Below are 17585 nucleotides of genomic sequence, written 5' to 3'. Positions count from 1 at the left end.
GGATCACCGGGTTTTCAGGCGATAGACGGCTGAGAAATCCAGATCGCGGGCAACCATGACCGCGACTTCCTCGCCCTGGTTCTTGCGCAGGACAATCGGCACATTGATCGTGCTTTGCAGCTCCGTCTGCGCCAGGTTGCTGACCCCGTTTGTAGTGTTCTCGATGCTGTCGGCATTGCTGGAACTGACCACAAGGGCGGCCAGCGCATCGTCGATGACCGAGAGCAGCATCGTACCACCGAACCGGGTCCAGAACTGGGTATCGATGTCGCCGCTGAATCCTGCGAGCCCCAAACCGTCTGTCCCGGCCGAGTCGAGCGTGACAATCACCCCATTGGGCGTTTCCGCCCGGGTCCAGATCACGAAGAGGCGCTGTGTGCCGCGCTGCAGCCCGCCACGATACTGACCGACAATCCGTGTGCCTTTTTCCAAGAGAACAACCGTGCCGGTGGTGGCGTAGATACTATCGGTGACGGTGCAGCGCACCATGCCGGGCTGCGAAGAGTCCATCGCCGTGTCGAGCACACAGGGAATGAGTGTTCCTTGGGTGATCGTCAGGTGCGGGTTTGCCAGGGCGGAGGCGCGGCTGCCTTCGAGCTTTGTCGCTTTCAGATCACCGGCAAGACCGGAGGCACCCTGTGCGCCCGGGTCCGACCCGAAGAAGCTGCCTTCGGCGGGTCCAGCTGCATTCGACGCTGGTTGTATTGGCAACGCGCCCTCAAAGGCCATGAGCGGGGCACGTTTGGAGCTTTCAAACAAGAGCTCGGCCTCGGTCGGTTCCGCGGGCATCACCGCCTGTTCGTTCCGGATCTGCTCGATCGGGCCAACGGGTCGGGTGTCGACCTTCACCGCAGCCGGTGTAACCGCCTCGGGAATTGGATCAACAATCTCCGCCGGCTGAAACTCCCCACCCGCGCGAATGCGGCGGGTGCTTTCGGTCACTGTCTCAGCGGGTGGTTCTTCGGCCGAGGGCCATTGCAACCAGGCCAGTACACCCAAAAAAGCGATGCCCGCGGCCAACCCAAGCTTCTTGCCGAACTCCCCGCCACCGCCTTTGCCGGCGGCCTCGGTGATCGACGTGATGCCGCGCTCACCTTCCAGGGTTTGGCCGTCATTCGGATGATCCTGAGCCATCAGTTCGACCCTCCGATGATTTCGCGCTCAACCACATGGCTGGTGGTGCCGGTGCTGATCAAAGTGTGCCCTTTGCCGACACCCATGTTGTAAATCGCGGTCACCTCCCGTCCGAGCCGAAGGCGGATTTCATGGGCAACGCCATGCACGATGACCTCATTGCGATGCACCGTGGTATTGGCCAGGCGTTCTTCACCATCAGCAGCGATCATATAGACAGCAGGCAGGCGATTGCTGCGCTTGAAGGTCAGCACGGTCATGTCGCCATTGTCGAACACGCTTGACGGCTGCAGGCTGCGTGACCCGGCGGCCAGGTATTGCCAGTTCTTGGTGCCGGAATGGGCGACCGAGTCGGACAGGCGGGCGCGTGCTGCCTGTTTCTGCGCGGCTTGTCGTTCGGCAGCGCGCGAGGCCCGGCGGGCGTCGGCCTCATCACGCGGATAGCGGAACCGCACCTGGAAATAGACATCGCGATTATTGACCATGATGTCGCCTTCGCGGGTGATCAACTCAAAAGAATAGGTTCGGGTTGTCCCATCTGATCGGACCGTTGCGATCTGCAGGTTGGTTGGTGGATGCGGCTCGCGGGCCTTCAGATAGAGAATATTGCCGCGCGGCTTGAACTCCCAGGCGACCGTATCGCCGCCGCCGACATCGAGAATTTCCTCGGATTGATCGAAGACGATCTGCACCGCCGTGCGCACCGTGCCGACGACACGCACCACATCCCATTCATTGTAGTTCACCGAACGCACCCGGCTGTCGGAGCTGCTCGGATTGGGCACGTCCAGCGCCAGGGCAGGAGATGCGGCCAGCAACGCGGCGGCGGCAAAAGCGATCAGGCGTTTCATTGAATCACCTCCGGGTCTGCGCGGTAGTCGGTCACGACAAAGCCGAGCGGGTTGATCATCCGGTCCTGGGCGCTTATTTCCGCCTGACCGTCGAATGTGTAGGTAAGCGTGGCGACCCACTGGCTGCGCCGTTCCAGATCTTCGTCTTCGTGTTTGGTGATCCGGTAGAAGCGCACTTGAGCCAGCCCGTCATCCAGGAAGGAAACCGACCGGATCTGAATCTCGGCCCTGGTCTTTTTACCGAAGAGATATTGTGGGCTGTCGGGATTTGACGCGTTGTACTGCGCCGAGAACTCTCCCTGTTCCTCAGGGCCGGACATGATCTGCACATGGTCAAAAATCGTGCTACGAGCGGCAAAGGAATAGCCCTCGCGGGTGCGCACATAGAGGGCGAGGAAATACTTGGCGACGGCCTCGTCATACTCTTCCTGGCCATCCGTCAGCGCCGTCATGACCTCGGGCACACCGGTAGCCTGATCGACGCGGATCACGAAGGGTTCGACGGATTTCAGGGGGGCGAGAGCGGCAACGGCGACGACACCGGCGCAAGCCATAGCACTGGCGACACCGGCAATTGTCCAGGCCAGCCGGGTTGAGCGTTGCGTGGCCAGCAGCCGGTCCTGGTCGAATGTGCGGGCCTCGGCAAGATAGGCCCGAAGCTCCTTGTCATTCCGGATCATTCGACACTCCTGATCGTCTGACACCGATCTCGGCCTGTTTGCGCTGAAGCGCTTGCCTATAGTCCCACTGGGTGGGGTTGAGGGGGCGCACGACCGAACCCTGAACGTCAGGTAGAGTCGTCGTTGAGGCGCATCCCGCTGCGAGGAGCAGGGCAAGAAATGTTATTTTATTCATCAGGTGACCTTGATCAGTGAGTGGAGGCGCAGGAGATGGCCCGCGCTAGGTTCGTGTCGCGCTCCCCCGAGCGCCGTCGGAGCCACCGCGTGTTGGAATGCCGAGATTGCGTTCGATCGAGCGCTGCAACATGCCCGTCGAGGCCTGCGCACCCGCCGAAAGGCCGGAGGCGACGGAGGGAATGAGAAGAAAGAAGATGAGGCCACAAGACAGTGCGACGAGAAACGCGGCGAGAGCCGCCATTCCGCCCACCAAATCGATCTTGGTATAGACGTCACCCAACATTGCCACGATGACGATTGTGAGGACGACAACCAGAACTTTTACGATAGCCCAATTCAAGATCTGTCCGAGCCAGGAGAAGAACCAACCTCTCGTGGAGTCAAACAATGCAAAGCAGATGAAAATGGGACCGATGGCAGCCGCGATTGTGAGCCCGAAAGTAGCAAGAAGCGAGGCTACAAAAGCAATGGCAGCAAAAATGACTGCCCAAACCAAAACCACTCCGCTCATGATGTAGCCATAGATCTTGCCGCTCCAACCCTGCGAAGCATATTCTTCCTGCACCTTCGCAGCTATTTCACCGGCCTTCACCATGACCGGATCCGATGGCAACGAACCGCTGCCACCTGTCAGCGAATTGATGAAGTCTGGGACGCCGGTATTGATCGTACTGCTTACCCAGCTTGTGTAGTCGCCAGCAGAGGTGACGAGCGACCAGATCACGGCCAATTTGATTCCGCGCAGGGCAAAATCAAGAACGGGCTCCTGAATGGCCCCGCGCATGATAGCAATGCCATAAAGCAAGATGTACAACGTCATGGCGGCTGTAAGAGGTGCCGAAAGCGCACCTGACATGGCACCTGAAACTGCATTGGTCTTGGTAGTCAGAGTTGCAATAAAGCTATCATACAGGTCCTGAAGCATTTGCCGTCAGTCTCCGAACAAATTGTTCATATCTGAGAGGTTTTTCTCCCGCGCGGTCGTCTCCGCGCTTTGGGCTTTTGCTTCGAGTGCGTTCTTGCAATTGGCTTCCAAAACCGACCCGTCGGCGACTTCGCATTTCGCAAGCACTTCGGCGCGTACATCGGTGTTTTGCAGGTAGAACTCTACAGTTCTGTTTTCTTCTTCATTGCAGGCCGAAAGGGTCAGCAAAGCAATAACCGCGAATGAATTGATTTGTTTAGCCACCGAACAATGTCCCCATATCTGTGTTAAAGCGCTCCCTGTTTTCCACTTCCACCTCCCGCTGTCTTTGCGACTCGACCTCACTCTGCGCTTCCTGCAGCATCGCCAGGCCTTGGATGCGGTTGGTGTCGTTTTGCAGCATGGCGGATTCCACCTGCAGACGGGCCTGCAGCGCGTTGATTTCCTTCTGGGTGGAGACTGTCCCGATCGCTTGACGCAGCCGTTCCAGCCCGGCCAGACGATCATCGGCGGATCGCACGATGCGATCACCGACCGCCGCATCACGCGCCGTTCGCGCGCCGATCCGGTCTAGTTCCTGGCGATAGAAGTCTTCTGCCGACACGTCCGCAGCAGTCACCCGCGTGTGGTCCAGAAACTCGCTTGCTGTGTCCGACAGATCGCCCAGGGCATCAATGTTCACTTCGAGGGCACTGGCGATGGACATGGCGTCCGGCCCTAGAAGCTCACGCACCTTGGGATCATTGAGTGCGTCGACAATATCAGCTATCTCGGTCAGCCCGTTGACAGCATCGTAGAGCCGTTTGGCTTCTTCCAGCTCCTTGACCATCTGGGCGAGTTCCTTGGCAAATGTCGCCTTGGCATTCGCGATGGCCGTGGTGTCAATGACTGGAACTCCGCCTGCATATGCTGGCGAAGACAAGGCCAGAGCGCACACCAAAAGCGCGGGTTTGAGATTCATGCGAATTCCTTTCGCTTGGCGTGGAAAAGGGGGAGCCACTGTGAAGGCTCGGGATGGTCCAACCGGATACGGTTCATGAGTGCCGTGGCCTCGGTGCGGCCGGACAGAACAGCCAGGACGTCCTTCTGCCCGCGCAGATCAAGCTCGCAAACCACCGAATTGCCGCCCTGCTTGATCAGAAACTGCCCAACCGACAGCTCGTTGCGTACGATCCGGACTTCGCGATGGGTCAGGCCGAAGACCCTGGTCAGTTCCGCCTCATCGGCCCGCTGATTGCCAAAGAAGATCTGGGTGGCGCATTGTTCGATCACGGTTCGGGCAATCGGGCTTTGAACAACGTCGGAGGTCGATTGGGTGCCCGCGATCACGATGCCGTTCTGCTTGCGGATCACTTTGAGCTTGTCCTTGACGAAGGAGACAAAGAACGGATCGGCCAGTGCCTTCCAGAACTCGTCGATGACAATTGCGACGCGCTGGCCGGTGATGAGCTGCTCGACCCGATGCATGAGATACATCATCATCGGGTTGCGAATAGTTGGATCATCCAGGAAGGATGTGATGTCGAACCCAATCAGGTTTGCGTCAAACCCGATCTCATCTTGGGTGTTATCAAAAACCCAGGAAAGCCGCCCACCTTCAGCCCATTTGTCCAGCCGGTTGCCGATGTCATCGGGCTCACCGGATCCGAAGCCGATCAGTTCGCGCAGCACGGAAACTGAACGCTGATCCTGGGCAACGTTTCCAAGACCGGCCACCGCGGCCTCAATCCGGGCCGTATCGTCCGCGGTCAGCGGATGCTGTGGATCGGCCAGCATCGATTTCACCAGTGCGACGAGGAAGGCTTCATTCGCTGGTGTCAGCTCCAATGCCTTGAAGGGTGCGCAGCCGGTTTTCTCGCCGGTCTGCAGCGCGAGATATGTGCCGCCCGAGGCGCGGACAAAGATCTCGCCGCCGCGATCCTTGTCGAAGAGCACGCGTTTCACGTCGAGCGTTTCGAGCTGAGAAAGCGCAAAATTGATGACAACGGTCTTGCCCGATCCGGAAGGCCCATAGATCGCGGTATGCCCGAGATCGCCCACATGGAAATTAAGATAGAAGGCGCTGTCGGCACTGGTTTTCAACTTTGCGACCGGCTTGCCCCAGTGATTACCTGTCCGATGGCCGGTCGGGTAATTGTGCAGCGGCGAGAGGGAGGCAAAGTTCCGGCTGGTCATCAGGGCGGGCCGCAGGCGTTTTGAGTGATTGCCGGGCAGTTGCGCCCAGAAGGCACTCTCAAGCCCGAGGTCTTCACGGGCAACAATCGCGCCGGAAGTGGCCAGAAGGTTGCTTGCATCCGCCACATGTCCCCGGACCGCGTCCAGGTCATCCCCGAGGATGAGCAAGGACAGGTTGTGCTCGCCCATGACAAAATTGCCCGCCATCAGATCGTCGCGCGCCACCTGCAACTCTTCGGTCTGGGAGATGGCGTCATCCCCGGCATTGCGCATTCGCCCCTCTTTTAGGCTCATGGTTTTGAGAGCGTCAGATCGCGCGATGGGGCGGAAGGATTGCGACAGGACAAACCGGAACGGGGCTGTCAGCAGGTCATCCAGCATGGTGGGGCGGGTGACCGCGGGGTATTCGTTGATGCCGAACATGGCCCCGAAGGTGGACTCCGCCGGATGGCGGATTTCCAGGGCTTCGCGCCCAAAAATCACCCGGTCCGTGTAGATCGCCGATCCGATCGATCCGCGCACCAGAGGCAGGAGATTATAACGACCGGTGATGATCTGGCGCAACACGCTCATCGGTTCCGAGCAAAGCAAACCGTGACCGTTCTTTACGAGACCAAGCCGTCGCGCGCCGTAGCGGGCCAGATTTTTCGCGAGCAGCGACGCCTTGTCACCCAATTGGTCGAGCAGATCCTGATCGATCTCTACCTGGCTGTTCCGAGCCCGCCGTATCCCGCTGGCGAACCGCGATCCCGCAATCCCACGCGGCTGCATGTAGATCGTGAGGTAGATGTCGTTGCGAAAGAGGCGCTTTTGCTGAATCTGGGTCTTGTAGGCCGCATCAAGCCAGTGGCCAAACTCAGATCTGAAGTCACCACCGGGATAGCTATGATCTTCGCTGCGAATGATGTGGCTGTAGATCATCATATTGTCATCGGCGACATTGCGGATGTGATGGCTCAACCCGTCATGCAGCGCATTGATCCCACTCGTGTCCGCCGTGCGGAACGAGGTGCCCTCGATCTTGAGCATCTGGAAGGCGCCACGACCCGTCGTGATGATGCTGTGTTCATCCGCATGGCGCAGGAAGGGCAAGTAGTCCGTGGCGGTGATTTCGCGTTTGAGCGCGCGGGTAAACCCCATCAGTCGACCTCCTCGATACGGTAACGCCGCTGAACCTGCAGAGGAGAAGGCGAGGAGCCGCCCCAGAATCCACGGTTGCGGCACTTGGCACCGGTGTCAAAGAAGCGGAAGAGAATGCGGAAAGCGTTCTGATCGCGCTTCACGATGAAGTAGGAGATCACAAGTAAAGGAACGGCGAGGATCAGGTAGAAGAGGGAATCCCCGAGGATCATCGCCAACCCGCCGATCATGACGGAGATGAAGGCCGCCTCCAGCGGCACGCCAAACACAATCGCCGGGCGCGTGAGCGCCAGGTAGAGTCGGTCGGTGTTCAGGGGTTCTTCGGTCATGGAGTCTACGCGGTGATCAGGTCAAGAATTTCGGTGGCGGCGAAGATCACGATGACACCGATGGCCACCTGGCCGGTGCGGCGCATGTCGATGACATTGAACATGTAAAGACAACCAACGAGCATGATCGCGATCAGCGCCAGCGGCCGCCGTGCGCTGTTGAACTCATCCACCACGTTGTTCAGAAAATCAGTAAAGCCGGCCGCCGCCGCAGGGTCAGAGAGCCCGAGCAGGAGCACCAATGCGATGCTCGCGGGCGCGCGAATCCGGCCAATAAATGCGGTGATGGAATTCATCTGAATCTTTCCTTCTAGTTGAACACAAGGGCTGACGACGCAGCATCCTCGGAAAACACGTTCCATGTCGGTATGGTGTCCGTCGGTGTAGAACGCTCAGCTGACTGAACCTGGGTTTCAGCAGGGGGCGTCCCGACACCCCCGCCCATCACGCGCGTGACGTAACCGTTGGAAAATCCACGGGTGAACGTACCGGTATTGTAGGCGGACAGCGCCTGATGCAGGGCCGTTTCGGGATCAGAGCCCAACTCACGCGCCCGGTCGTATCCCTCGCGGAGAACCTTCTCGGACGCGCTCAGGTTGGCGCAGGAGTCGAATATAGACTCGACCGTCAGACCGAGCCATTCGAGGTTAGACGAATTGATCTGGCCCAGACCAAGATCGATGGAATGACCCTGGCTGATCAAGTCGCGCGCGATCCGCTCTGCTTCTTCCTCAGAGCCCGGATGATAGCTGCGATGCTCTGCACCGTTTACGCCAATGGCGAAGCGGTTGAACCCGCTTTCTGCACGCACAAGTTTTTCCATGATCTCGGGTGCCACGGACAGGGCGCAGTTTTCAGCAAGAATTTGAAAAGCAGGGAGCGGGATCGGTTCGGCAAAGACGCCAGGTGCATTCCCAAGCAGCAAAGTCGATGCCGCGATAGCCTTGTGAATAGCTTGTCTGGGGGAGGACTTGTTAGCGCTTTCCTTTACGCGGCACTTCGTCAAGCCCGCGAAGCTCACCCGTGGTGATGACGAAATCCGAACCAAAGGCGAGGTCAGTGCCGTCGCCAAACTCGAAATGATGCTTGAAGAGACCCGGCCAAACGTTGAAGAGCCGCGCTTCGATCCCCTGTTCCGACACGCGGTCCGAAATGAGTATGCTTTCCCTGCCGTCGACAAGATAGATGCATTGGTAGCGCGGTTTGCCATCGTTCAGCTCGACAAGGTCATACCGACATTGAAAACGTGAGCCATCACTCATCAAAGCCTTCACGCCCTTGATGGTTATCAGCTGATATTTTCTTTTGATCGGCATGTGTCGTCCCCCACTTGGGACAACTTCTAATACGTGCGGAACATCTGCGGATAGGGATTCTGTGTCAATAGTGAAAAACAAACTAAAAACCTAAAACAACCAATATTTAATATTGCGACTCGTTTGCTGAAATGACATGGTCCGAATTCATGATTGCGACGTGCAAATCCGGCGTATTGGGCCGCGTCAGAACATTTATCTATGAGGGCGTCAATATCATATGTTCTCTCTTAAGTAGAATATTTGTGACCCTGATAACGTGCCTGATGAAGGAGCGACTTGAGTGATCACCGCGTTGAAACCCAAGGTCAGAAACATGCTGTATGGCGCGGCTATAGCGCTATCTTTTCCAATCCCTGCAAGTGCTTATGACGTGGATTGCGCCATACTGCTGTGTCTGGCTGGCGGCTGGCCTGCGTCGTTGGAATGCGGGCACGCCTGGGATGTGTTCGTTCAACGGATCACGCCCTGGCCGATCGAGCCCCCACTGCAGATCTGGCACTGCCCCATGGGGGCTGCAACGAACGAGGGAGCAATGATGAAGCCGGGTGAACGGTTGCGCAATTTGGCAAAGGCCGATGCCCCAGAAGCAGTTTTTGCAGCTGTGCGTTCGCTAAATTCGGTGCAGGAACTTGGCGCAATTCCAACAGCTCTCGAGCACAGCAACAGCGTTTCACCTGCACCGGATGCCTTTCCGCTCATCGCAGCGGAGATCTTGGAAGAAAACGGCACGGTCGACATCGATGTGTCGGGGCCGGAGTTTGATCTTATTCGGTCCATCAGAGTCTGGAATGTCAAACATTACAGCCATCACCCGCGCGGCCGGGAAGGGGAATGCCTTGAGCAATCTGAGATTTCACTTGGGACATATGGCGCCCGGGGCGAGTTTCGCTGGACCCCGTCCGGGCCGGGGCGAGTTCCGGACTGGTTGATCCCGTCAAGGAGTTGTGAGCCGGCGAGCTATTCAAGGGCGGTCGGTGTCGAATGGATCGATGTTGAAGGGAAGCATGGGTTTGAGGTGGTGAACTACTGAGCGCCCTTTGAAAGCTGCATCGATGGGCGTAGTTAACAGGGGTGTTTTGGGTGTAAATGGGTGTAGAAATGAATTGACAAATGGTTGTAAATGGGTGTTGTTTTGGGTATGTTCAGCACTGACACACTGGTTATCACTACAACAATCCTTGCCAGAATCTCGGAAATCGACGAATTCAAAGGTGCCTGGCAGGCCCTTGGGACGCTCGCGCCAGAGCGGCTCGCGGCGCTGAGACGGGTCGCAACCATCGAGAGCATCGGGTCGTCCACCCGGATTGAGGGCAGCAAGCTTTCCGATCAGGAGATCCAGCGGCTTCTGTCCAACCTGGAGATCAAAACCTTCGACACACGAGATGAGCAGGAAGTCGTCGGGTATTCCGAAGTGATGGAAACAGTGTTTGAGGCATGGGACCATATCTCCATCTCTGAGAACCACATCCTCCAGCTTCATCGGGACCTGTTGAAATACAGCGGCAAGGATGAGCGTCATCGGGGCGCCTACAAAACCTCTTCCAACAGTGTCGCCGCGTTTGACGATACCGGCGCGCAAATTGGGATCGTGTTTGAAACGGCAACGCCGTTTGACACACCCCGGCTGATGGCGGAACTTTTCAGCTGGTACAATGATGCCGCCCAGAAACGAGACCCACACCCTCTGATCGCAATCGGGATTTTTGTCGTGGTGTTCCTGGAGATTCATCCGTTCCAGGACGGGAATGGCAGGCTCAGCCGGGTGTTGACCACGCTGTTGCTGCTCAGGGCAGGGTATGCCTATGTGCCCTACAGTTCGCTTGAAAGCGTGATCGAGCAAAGCAAGGAGGGTTACTATCTGGCATTGCGGCAGACCCAGGGCACAATCCGAAGCGCGGAGCCCGATTGGACGCCGTGGCTGGAGTTTTTCCTGAACGCACTGCAAAAGCAGATGTTGCGACTCAGGGCCCGTGTCGAGCGAGAAAAGCTGATGATGGGCGCAATGCCGGAACTGGCCGCGAAGCTTTACGAACTGACGCGAGAACACGGGCGTTTGACAATGGCAGATGCGGTGAAACTTACAGGTGCCAACCGGAATACGCTCAAACAGCATTTCCGCGCGCTTGTGTATGATGGCCATCTGGAGCTTCACGGCCAGGCACGGGGGGCGTGGTATTCGGTTCGGTAGAAACCGACCTTAGAACCCTTGCGTCAGCATATCGATCGCCGTCGTGATTTCTTCGGACCTGTCCTTCAGGCTGGTGTCAGGGTCTCGCAAGATTGTTCGAGGAACGGCCGCCATGAACTGGGTCGCCATGACATATTCGGCACCGTCGATCGCGAATACCGGGTTCAGAAGCTTTGCCGGAACCGGTGCCTTGCCGACAGCCATCAGGGGCACGACCATGCGTGTATTTAGCGCATCGAGCAAATCTGCCTGTACATCGAGCAGCAATGTTTCGCTTTCAGTACCGAGACAGACGTCAAACTTTGCCATCAGAACTGGCGATAACGATCAAGCGGCAAGCCATGTTTGTTGACAAACGTGTTTGAGCTTGCGAGCGCCGCTGCGTTCTCGGCGCGCCATTGTTCCTCGCGGGCCCGGATCACTGCCGCGCGTACACCGTCTTCTGCGGCGCGGGATAGATTCACGTTGAGGGCCTTGGCATCCGATAGCAGATCGCTGTCCAACGTCAGGTTTATAGGCTTTCTGACCGGTGAATGGGGCACATGATCTCCTTGGATCAGAAGATTATGCACAAAATCCATATGCGTCAAACATGCGCATATGTTGCAACCAAGTAGAAATGTCACTGGATTTGCAAAGCAGAAATGTCATCAAAAGCGCAGACGGGAGCAAGGCTTAGCAGCCCGGAGACCTCAAATATCGCAGGGCTGAAAAGCCTTGCGTGTACTGGGAAGTGCGTCTTCCCAACGTTGGGTGCGGGGTGAGCTCCAATATGGGTTGATGCTGCTGACGGCTATTCTTCGCAGACTTCACCGTTGGATTTACGAGACCAAAAGACCACTTCGTCATTTCTTGTTTGGATTAGTACGCTTATCCGCGTTCCTTGGCTCAGCTCGAATACTGATTGCAGGCCATGTGTTTCAAAATCGCTGCGTGGTGCAATTACAAAAGTTTCGGTAGAAGCCTCGCCATACTTCAATTCGAGCTGCCAGACTGTTTCCACAAAGCCACGCAGTCCTCCGTTCAGGTACTGGTCAATGCTCGACAGCTCCTGATTGCAGAAGTAGAACGTCAAACCTTCAGCGTCTGCTGACCATGCGTTCGTGTTAAATGTGGTTTGGCGTAGGTCCCAATCTTGCTCTTCGGCTGTGGTTTGGAGGTCGGAAAATGCCATTCCAAATTTAACCCCACTGGGCAACTCTAACCCGTCTGCCAGCGCCGGTAGGGCGAGGACGGAAGACAGAAAAATGCCCAGAATTACTGGTTTGGATTCGAACATGAGCTTCCTTCAAATTGATGCATGCCCGGGGTTAGAGGCGACTGTTTGGGTGGTCAATCCTACACTTGTTTGAGCAGAACGGCCGTCAGTCTCTATCTGCATTTATTTACTCTCAATTTGGGATGAGGCTTCAGCAGCTCGCTCAGCGCGTCGTCGCTCATAATACGCTTCCATCTTTGAAGGTCGACCCGGTGGACGGCGTCCGGTCTTCTTGTAGCCGTTCTTGGCGCTGACAGGTTTGACCTTTGATGGCGGCGCGGCTTTCTCTTGCTCTTCCTTGATGTGGGCGAGGACTGCGCTCAGGTGCTTGTTCTCTGTGATCGCCGCATGAGTGACGCGTTGCTGGTGCGGATCGAAAATGCTGCAGGGCAGGGCGACGCCTTTGGCGCGCACCTGAATCCGCCCGTCTGGCATCTCGTAGACATCCACGTATTGCCGACCAGGCCACGCGTCAGGTCATTGACCTCCAGCCGGATGCGCTTGCGGTCGTACTTCAGCGTCAAATCCTTGGTGACATAACGCTTGTCGCGCAGACAGAAGACCTCGGCCATCCCATCCGGCTCAATGTTCAAAGCACGATGCAAATTGTCTGGTTTGGCCGGAGCCTTCGCAAACTTTGCGTTGTAGCGTTCGACGAAGCTCACCAGAAACGCGTTCCCGTCATCCATGTTGGAGATGCCCGCGATGCGCAGCTCTTTGACCAGCCTGTCTTGCAGCGTTCGATTTGCGCGTTCGACGCGGCCTTTGGCTTGAGAGGAATTGGCGCAGATGATCTCGATGTTCAGCTCCGCAAGGGCGCGGCCAAATTGCGTCATGCCCGTCATGTGTTCGTTGGGTTTGGGTACCCGGAATACGGTGTGCTTGTCGCTGTAGAAGGCGACAGGACGGCCATGCTTCAACAGATAGCTTTCCAAAGCCTCGAAGTAGCTGAATGTATTCTCAGACTTTACAAACCGCAGTTCCATCAGCGTGCTGGTGGCGTCGTCGATGAAGACGAGCAGGGTGCAAGGATCGCCACGATCCTCAAACCAACGGTGGTCCAATCCGTCGATCTGGATCAGTTCTCCAAAGCATTCCCGGCGCAGTCGTGGTTGGTGAAATGTCCGGCGCTGCTTGCGTGATAGACAGATGCCATCTTCCTGCATCCATTTACGGACCGTCTCGCGCGAGACTTTAAACCCGTGACGCTCGACCAGCATCTCAGCTGCCAGTGTTGGCCCGAAATCCGGATACTGCTCCTTGATCACAGCCAGAGCATAGTCACGCTTTGCTGAATGGATTTGGTTGTTCGGTGCACGCCCACGAGACTTATGCCGGATCGCTGACGCGCCATCTTGCCGATACCGCTTCAACAGCCTGAAGATTTGTCTGCGCGTCAGGCTCAACACGTTCGCAGCGTTATCGACGCTCAGCCGTCCATCATCGACCTGCGCCAGTACTTCCACGCGGTTCAACTCGCGCTCGCTCATAACCACCCATCCCATGTCCGCTCACCCTCAATGATTTTCGAGGGCAGAGTGACATTCCTGAATTGCTCACGGGTGACATTTTAGCTTTGCGGTGTGAGCGATACCTGAACCGCGACTCTTGTTGGCCTCAGGGTAGGGCGCTTATCGCAATTCCTCCATCATCTTTTCGCGGAACACTTCGGCAGGTGTCTTCCATCCGAGGCATTTTCGGGGCGTGTTGTTGAGGCGATCGCAGATCACTTTCATATCGTGATCTGTGCATCGCCGGATGTCTCGCTTGCGCGGAAGCCATCTTCGAAGCCTTCGATTGGTATTTTCGACTGTGCCTTTCTGCCAAGGTGAGGAGGGATCGCAAAACCAGGTTTGCGTTCCGATCTCTGCCTGCAGATGTGGCCAACTGACGAACTCAGTCCCGCGATCAAAAGTGATCGACTTGCGAGCTGTGAGTGGCAGATCACGGATGGCATCCATGATCTTGCCCATGACAGGCTTAGTGCGCTTGTTCGGGTTCTTTAAGATCACTGTGAACCTGCTGACACGCTCGGCCAGTGCGGTCACATTTGTCTGGCCAAGCTTCTGTTTGAACAGCATCAAATCGGCTTCCCAATGACCAAACTGACGACGATGCGCGACATCGTCGGGGCGGAACAGGATGCTGACATCGCGGTGGAACTTGGGCTGTCTGCGCCGTCTGGTGCGACGTGGCCTGCGGGCGACACGATGCGTGGGCAGGTACCACCACAGATCATCGCGTTGACCTTCTTTGGAATAAATATAGCGGTAGATCGTCTCTTGGCAGACCCTCGGCTTAGCGCCTTCATGGATCATGCGATTGCCGATCTGCTCGGGCGTCCAGCCGTTCTTTATGCGCTCGATCACACAACTGCACAGTTCGGGATATTTGATCAGTTTGCGTTGTCGTGCACGTCGGTCTGCCGCCATCAGCTGAGCGGCCGCGCCGTAGTAGCCATCACATTTTGGCATGCTTTCATCGCTGAAATGATTACGCTTCAGTTCCCGGAAAATCGTCGAGCGACAGTGCTTCAGAACACAGGCCATCTCGTCGACAGGGACCTTTGCATGTCTCCAGCGTTCAATTTTGCGTCGTTCTGTGATACTCAGCTGGCTATAGACAGCTCCCATGCGGTTTCCTCTCGTCAGATAACATGTTGTTTTCTAACAAGAGTCGCAGTTGGAAGTAGCGCGCTCCGGCAACAGCATAAAATGTACATAAGGATACTTATGTCAAATTTAACCAAAAAGGGTTTGGCGGCCATTCGTCTTGCCCGCAGCTAAGTTCGCTTTGGAGCCCTATTAGAACAAGGCTGCTGACTGGCTGTTCGGCCTTTTAGGCGTACAGGTTGCTGCCACATTTGTACCAAGCGAAGTGGGTGTAGGAACAACGGGAGCTACTGGATTGAGTGTTTTGGCGACACCTTATTGACAGCGTAGTGTTGGTGTCTTTCTGGATTTTCAGCTCAAAAACACGCATCGGACGCAGTGGTTTCTGGACAATTTCAATTGTTGGCATCGGGCAACAAATCTACCTTTGCCACTCTGGCGTCCGAGTGTGCGGCTTTTCACATGCGCATCAGCAAAGCGGAATGTGCTTGATAGAGACTTAGCACTTTTCTCAATCTGCCGCCTGATATCGAGCTAAACCAGTAGAGCCACACTGTGCTTCTGAGAGAAACAGGTTACATTGAACAAAACAGTTTCTGGACTAGACATATGCAGTTGAATTCGCGCATTCTCGAGTGTTTCCACGCTACGATGACAGTCGGTACGGTAACTGGCGCTGCTGAGCTGCTTAACACTTCCCAGCCCGCTGTGAGCAGATCGTTGAAGCAGTTGGAAGATGCCACCAGGATGGTGCTGTTCGTCCGGACTGGCAACCGTGTAACACCGACCCGTGAGGCGCAGCTGCTCTATGAGGAAGTCGATCGGTCGTTTCGTGGCCTCAAACGCATCGGCCGAGCCGCGGACGAAATTCGAAATATGCAAAGCGGCAACATTCATATTGCTTGTGCTCCAGCGTTTTCTCAGGGATTTCTGGTCGATACAGTCAAGTCATTTCGAGAAAATCGGCCTGGCGTGCAGACAATTGTCACGACCCGACAAACGCCGACAATTTCAGAGCTGGCGACTTCGCAGCAATGCGATCTGGGACTGGCAGCATACGCAATAGAACCAGAGGGTACGGAATTTGAAACCTTCACGGATGCGCCGGAAATCTGTATCCTTCCGGCGGGGCATCACCTTTGTGAGATAGATGTTGTGACACCAGAAGACCTCCACGGTGTCGACTTCGTGTCGCTTGGTCAAATTGATCCGTACTCGCATCGGCTTCAGCGGTTGCTAGGCGATCACGATGTAACGACGTCCAACGTGATGGAAGTTCAAAATTCGCTCATGGCCGGTGAGGCGGTGGCAGAAGGCCTGGGCGTTTCAATCATTAACCCCTTCTCCGCTCTTAGCTTCCGCCATCGTGCAATTGTGTTTCGTCGGTTCTCGGTAAATCTCGCCTTTTCCTCGACATTGCTCCGGTCAAAGTACCGGCCAGTCAGCGCATTGGTCGATGAGTTTCGAAAATGCTTGTTTGAGACCCGTGACCGATATCTGGCCGAGCTTGAAATCCTGCTGAGTCGGTAAAAAGCCGGCAGCGGCCCCTCTTCAGGCTTGGAAAACCAGGTTTGAAACCGGCTGATTTGATCTTCATCCTCCAGACTTGCACATCACATAGCATATCAAAAATGCATGCTGATAGGCCTTTTTTTTATTTTTCACATTCTTTCTGGGATGAGATGCTTCTCTCCAAGCAATTGGTGACATGCCTGAAGCGAATACGCCGAAGGGCCCTGGGGAGAATACCGCGATGTACGATTTCTACGCAGACACGAAGACAAAACCGACGCCCGAGATGCGTCGGACCGTGCTGGATTGTGTTGTAGGAGACGAACAGAAAGATGAAGACCCGACGACTACTGAGCTTTGCAAGCGGGTGGCTGAGCTTCTTGGGAAAGAAGCGGCAGTCTTTCTGCCGTCGGGAACCATGTGCAACGAGATTGCCATCAAGGTGCACACCAATCCAGGTGATGAGATCATTTGCGAGCAATCCTGCCACATCATCAATTTTGAAACTGGCGGTCCTGGGGCTATCAGCGGCGTGATGATCAAAGCGCTTCATGGCCAGAATGGCATGTTCACGCCCGATCAGGTTCAAGATGCCATTCGCCCGAACTCTCGTTACATGCCCAAAAGCACGCTGCTTTGTGTTGAGCAAACCGCAAACATGGGCGGCGGTGCGATCTGGCCACTGGAGCAATTGCAAGATGTCGCCGCCATCGCGAAAAGCGAAGGGCTGGCGACACATATGGATGGTGCGCGGCTGATGAACGCCGTTGTCAAAACCGGTATCCCCGCTGCCACCTATGCCGAAGGCTTTGACTCGGCCTGGATTGACTTCACCAAAGGACTTGCCGCACCGGTGGGCGCCGTGCTGGCCGGATCTCACGAGTTTATTGCGCAGGCATGGCGGCTGAAGCAACAGTTCGGAGGGGCTATGCGCCAGTCCGGCATCGTTGCATCCATGTGTCTCTATGCGCTGGATAACCATGTGAACCGCCTGGCTGATGATCATGCGCTGGCGCACACCTTGGGGGAGCAGATTTCTCAGCTTGCTCAGGTCAAAGCGGTCCTGCCGGTTGAGACCAACATCGTCATTTTCGATCTCAAGGACACCGCTCCAACGGCGGCGGACCTCGTCGCAAAGCTTCGCGCTGACGGAATTTTGGCTGGTGCGTTCGGAACGCGCCGCGTTCGTATTGTCACCCATATCGACGTCGACACCGCCGCTGGCGATGCGCTGATGGGGTGCTTGAAAAAATATCTTGGCGCTGATGTAAGGGAGGTCGCGTGA

The 17585-nt window shown here is 56.3% G+C and carries 20 protein-coding genes and 1 pseudogene; 4 read left to right on the top strand and 17 right to left on the bottom strand.

The features are described from left to right. Positions 1 to 3: 3 nt before the first annotated feature. The 12 genes from virB10 to Q0802_RS18570 form a co-directional block, all read right to left on the bottom strand. Complete coding sequence (gene virB10, locus Q0802_RS18625; RefSeq protein WP_298921071.1) at positions 4 to 1134, bottom strand: type IV secretion system protein VirB10; 1131 nt, start codon at positions 1132 to 1134, stop codon at positions 4 to 6. After that, complete coding sequence (gene virB9 / locus Q0802_RS18620) at positions 1134 to 1985, bottom strand: P-type conjugative transfer protein VirB9 (protein WP_298921068.1); 852 nt, start codon at positions 1983 to 1985, stop codon at positions 1134 to 1136. Before virB9 ends, virB10 begins: the two co-directional genes overlap by 1 nt. Continuing rightward, the gene (locus Q0802_RS18615) at positions 1982 to 2665 is read right to left on the bottom strand and encodes a VirB8/TrbF family protein (RefSeq protein WP_298921065.1); all 684 of its coding nucleotides are present in this window, start codon (positions 2663 to 2665) and stop codon (positions 1982 to 1984) included. Before Q0802_RS18615 ends, virB9 begins: the two co-directional genes overlap by 4 nt. After that, the gene (locus Q0802_RS18610) at positions 2652 to 2840 is read right to left on the bottom strand and encodes a hypothetical protein (protein ID WP_298921063.1); all 189 of its coding nucleotides are present in this window, start codon (positions 2838 to 2840) and stop codon (positions 2652 to 2654) included. The genes Q0802_RS18615 and Q0802_RS18610 overlap by 14 nt, the downstream gene beginning before the upstream one ends. A 45-nt stretch (positions 2841 to 2885) precedes the next feature. Beyond that, complete coding sequence (locus Q0802_RS18605) at positions 2886 to 3767, bottom strand: type IV secretion system protein (RefSeq protein WP_298921059.1); 882 nt, start codon at positions 3765 to 3767, stop codon at positions 2886 to 2888. Between the two features lie 6 nt (positions 3768 to 3773). Next, positions 3774 to 4031 carry an EexN family lipoprotein gene (locus Q0802_RS18600; RefSeq protein ID WP_298921057.1) on the bottom strand — a complete coding sequence of 86 codons (258 nt, stop codon included), beginning with the start codon at positions 4029 to 4031 and terminating at the stop codon, positions 3774 to 3776. Continuing rightward, positions 4024 to 4728, bottom strand: coding sequence for a type IV secretion system protein (locus Q0802_RS18595; protein ID WP_298921055.1), 705 nt, complete (start codon positions 4726 to 4728; stop codon positions 4024 to 4026). Before Q0802_RS18595 ends, Q0802_RS18600 begins: the two co-directional genes overlap by 8 nt. Next, positions 4725 to 7082, bottom strand: a complete 2358-nt coding sequence (locus Q0802_RS18590; RefSeq protein WP_298921053.1) for a VirB4 family type IV secretion system protein — start codon at positions 7080 to 7082, stop codon at positions 4725 to 4727. Before Q0802_RS18590 ends, Q0802_RS18595 begins: the two co-directional genes overlap by 4 nt. After that, the gene (locus Q0802_RS18585) at positions 7082 to 7411 is read right to left on the bottom strand and encodes a type IV secretion system protein VirB3 (RefSeq protein WP_298921050.1); all 330 of its coding nucleotides are present in this window, start codon (positions 7409 to 7411) and stop codon (positions 7082 to 7084) included. Before Q0802_RS18585 ends, Q0802_RS18590 begins: the two co-directional genes overlap by 1 nt. Positions 7412 to 7416: 5 nt before the next feature. Continuing rightward, positions 7417 to 7707: a TrbC/VirB2 family protein gene (locus Q0802_RS18580; protein WP_298921047.1), complete on the bottom strand. Its 291-nt coding sequence runs from the start codon at positions 7705 to 7707 to the stop codon at positions 7417 to 7419. Between the two features lie 14 nt (positions 7708 to 7721). Continuing rightward, positions 7722 to 8255, bottom strand: coding sequence for a lytic transglycosylase domain-containing protein (locus tag Q0802_RS18575; protein ID WP_366523339.1), 534 nt, complete (start codon positions 8253 to 8255; stop codon positions 7722 to 7724). A gap of 130 nt (positions 8256 to 8385) precedes the next feature. Continuing rightward, a complete protein-coding gene (locus Q0802_RS18570; RefSeq protein ID WP_298921045.1) occupies positions 8386 to 8727 on the bottom strand; it encodes a hypothetical protein in 342 nt (113 codons plus the stop codon). A 283-nt stretch (positions 8728 to 9010) separates the two neighbouring features. Here Q0802_RS18570 and Q0802_RS18565 point away from each other — a divergent pair, with 283 nt between their 5' ends. Together Q0802_RS18565 and Q0802_RS18560 are read left to right on the top strand one after the other, a co-directional pair. Then, entirely contained in the window at positions 9011 to 9760 is a 750-nt protein-coding gene (locus Q0802_RS18565; protein ID WP_298921043.1) for a hypothetical protein, read from the top strand. A gap of 108 nt (positions 9761 to 9868) precedes the next feature. Next, positions 9869 to 10918, top strand: coding sequence for a Fic family protein (locus tag Q0802_RS18560; RefSeq protein ID WP_298921041.1), 1050 nt, complete (start codon positions 9869 to 9871; stop codon positions 10916 to 10918). Between the two features lie 9 nt (positions 10919 to 10927). On the opposite strand, the gene Q0802_RS18555 is transcribed toward Q0802_RS18560, so the two are convergent. From Q0802_RS18555 to Q0802_RS18535, 5 genes and pseudogenes are all read right to left on the bottom strand, one after another. After that, the gene (locus tag Q0802_RS18555) at positions 10928 to 11227 is read right to left on the bottom strand and encodes a CcdB family protein (RefSeq protein ID WP_298921040.1); all 300 of its coding nucleotides are present in this window, start codon (positions 11225 to 11227) and stop codon (positions 10928 to 10930) included. Further along, positions 11227 to 11460: a type II toxin-antitoxin system CcdA family antitoxin gene (locus tag Q0802_RS18550; protein ID WP_298921039.1), complete on the bottom strand. Its 234-nt coding sequence runs from the start codon at positions 11458 to 11460 to the stop codon at positions 11227 to 11229. Before Q0802_RS18550 ends, Q0802_RS18555 begins: the two co-directional genes overlap by 1 nt. Positions 11461 to 11711: 251 nt before the next feature. Beyond that, complete coding sequence (locus tag Q0802_RS18545) at positions 11712 to 12197, bottom strand: hypothetical protein (protein WP_298921037.1); 486 nt, start codon at positions 12195 to 12197, stop codon at positions 11712 to 11714. A gap of 102 nt (positions 12198 to 12299) precedes the next feature. After that, a pseudogene (locus Q0802_RS18540) lies at positions 12300 to 13681 on the bottom strand (ISNCY family transposase). 126 nt (positions 13682 to 13807) lie between these two features. Beyond that, positions 13808 to 14809 carry an IS30 family transposase gene (locus tag Q0802_RS18535; protein ID WP_298921035.1) on the bottom strand — a complete coding sequence of 334 codons (1002 nt, stop codon included), beginning with the start codon at positions 14807 to 14809 and terminating at the stop codon, positions 13808 to 13810. A gap of 588 nt (positions 14810 to 15397) precedes the next feature. Here Q0802_RS18535 and Q0802_RS18530 point away from each other — a divergent pair. Both Q0802_RS18530 and Q0802_RS18525 read left to right on the top strand, forming a co-directional pair. Next, the gene (locus Q0802_RS18530) at positions 15398 to 16318 is read left to right on the top strand and encodes a LysR substrate-binding domain-containing protein (protein WP_298921032.1); all 921 of its coding nucleotides are present in this window, start codon (positions 15398 to 15400) and stop codon (positions 16316 to 16318) included. Between the two features lie 223 nt (positions 16319 to 16541). Then, positions 16542 to 17585 (top strand): GntG family PLP-dependent aldolase, encoded by a 1044-nt coding sequence (locus Q0802_RS18525; protein ID WP_298921029.1) that lies wholly within the window; start codon positions 16542 to 16544, stop codon positions 17583 to 17585.

The organism is uncultured Roseobacter sp., assembly GCF_947495275.1.
GTDB lineage: Bacteria > Pseudomonadota > Alphaproteobacteria > Rhodobacterales > Rhodobacteraceae > Roseobacter.
The sequence above is the reverse complement of the archived record's forward strand: the minus strand, read 5'-3'. Positions and strand labels throughout refer to the sequence as shown.

Bases quoted from the DNA above. Each gene is read 5' to 3' on its own strand.
- virB9 (WP_298921068.1), bottom strand. From the start codon at position 1,985: ATGAAACGCCTGATCGCTTTTGCCGCCGCCGCGTTGCTGGCCGCATCT.
- Q0802_RS18560 (WP_298921041.1), top strand. From the start codon at position 9,869: ATGTTCAGCACTGACACACTGGTTATCACTACAACAATCCTTGCCAGA.
- Q0802_RS18605 (WP_298921059.1), bottom strand. From the start codon at position 3,767: ATGCTTCAGGACCTGTATGATAGCTTTATTGCAACTCTGACTACCAAG.
- Q0802_RS18530 (WP_298921032.1), top strand. From the start codon at position 15,398: ATGCAGTTGAATTCGCGCATTCTCGAGTGTTTCCACGCTACGATGACA.
- Q0802_RS18570 (WP_298921045.1), bottom strand. From the start codon at position 8,727: ATGCCGATCAAAAGAAAATATCAGCTGATAACCATCAAGGGCGTGAAG.
- Q0802_RS18555 (WP_298921040.1), bottom strand. From the start codon at position 11,227: ATGGCAAAGTTTGACGTCTGTCTCGGTACTGAAAGCGAAACATTGCTG.
- Q0802_RS18595 (WP_298921055.1), bottom strand. From the start codon at position 4,728: ATGAATCTCAAACCCGCGCTTTTGGTGTGCGCTCTGGCCTTGTCTTCG.
- Q0802_RS18590 (WP_298921053.1), bottom strand. From the start codon at position 7,082: ATGGGGTTTACCCGCGCGCTCAAACGCGAAATCACCGCCACGGACTAC.
- Q0802_RS18610 (WP_298921063.1), bottom strand. From the start codon at position 2,840: ATGAATAAAATAACATTTCTTGCCCTGCTCCTCGCAGCGGGATGCGCC.
- Q0802_RS18525 (WP_298921029.1), top strand. From the start codon at position 16,542: ATGTACGATTTCTACGCAGACACGAAGACAAAACCGACGCCCGAGATG.
- virB10 (WP_298921071.1), bottom strand. From the start codon at position 1,134: ATGGCTCAGGATCATCCGAATGACGGCCAAACCCTGGAAGGTGAGCGC.
- Q0802_RS18545 (WP_298921037.1), bottom strand. From the start codon at position 12,197: ATGTTCGAATCCAAACCAGTAATTCTGGGCATTTTTCTGTCTTCCGTC.
- Q0802_RS18615 (WP_298921065.1), bottom strand. From the start codon at position 2,665: ATGATCCGGAATGACAAGGAGCTTCGGGCCTATCTTGCCGAGGCCCGC.
- Q0802_RS18535 (WP_298921035.1), bottom strand. From the start codon at position 14,809: ATGGGAGCTGTCTATAGCCAGCTGAGTATCACAGAACGACGCAAAATT.
- Q0802_RS18580 (WP_298921047.1), bottom strand. From the start codon at position 7,707: ATGAATTCCATCACCGCATTTATTGGCCGGATTCGCGCGCCCGCGAGC.
- Q0802_RS18585 (WP_298921050.1), bottom strand. From the start codon at position 7,411: ATGACCGAAGAACCCCTGAACACCGACCGACTCTACCTGGCGCTCACG.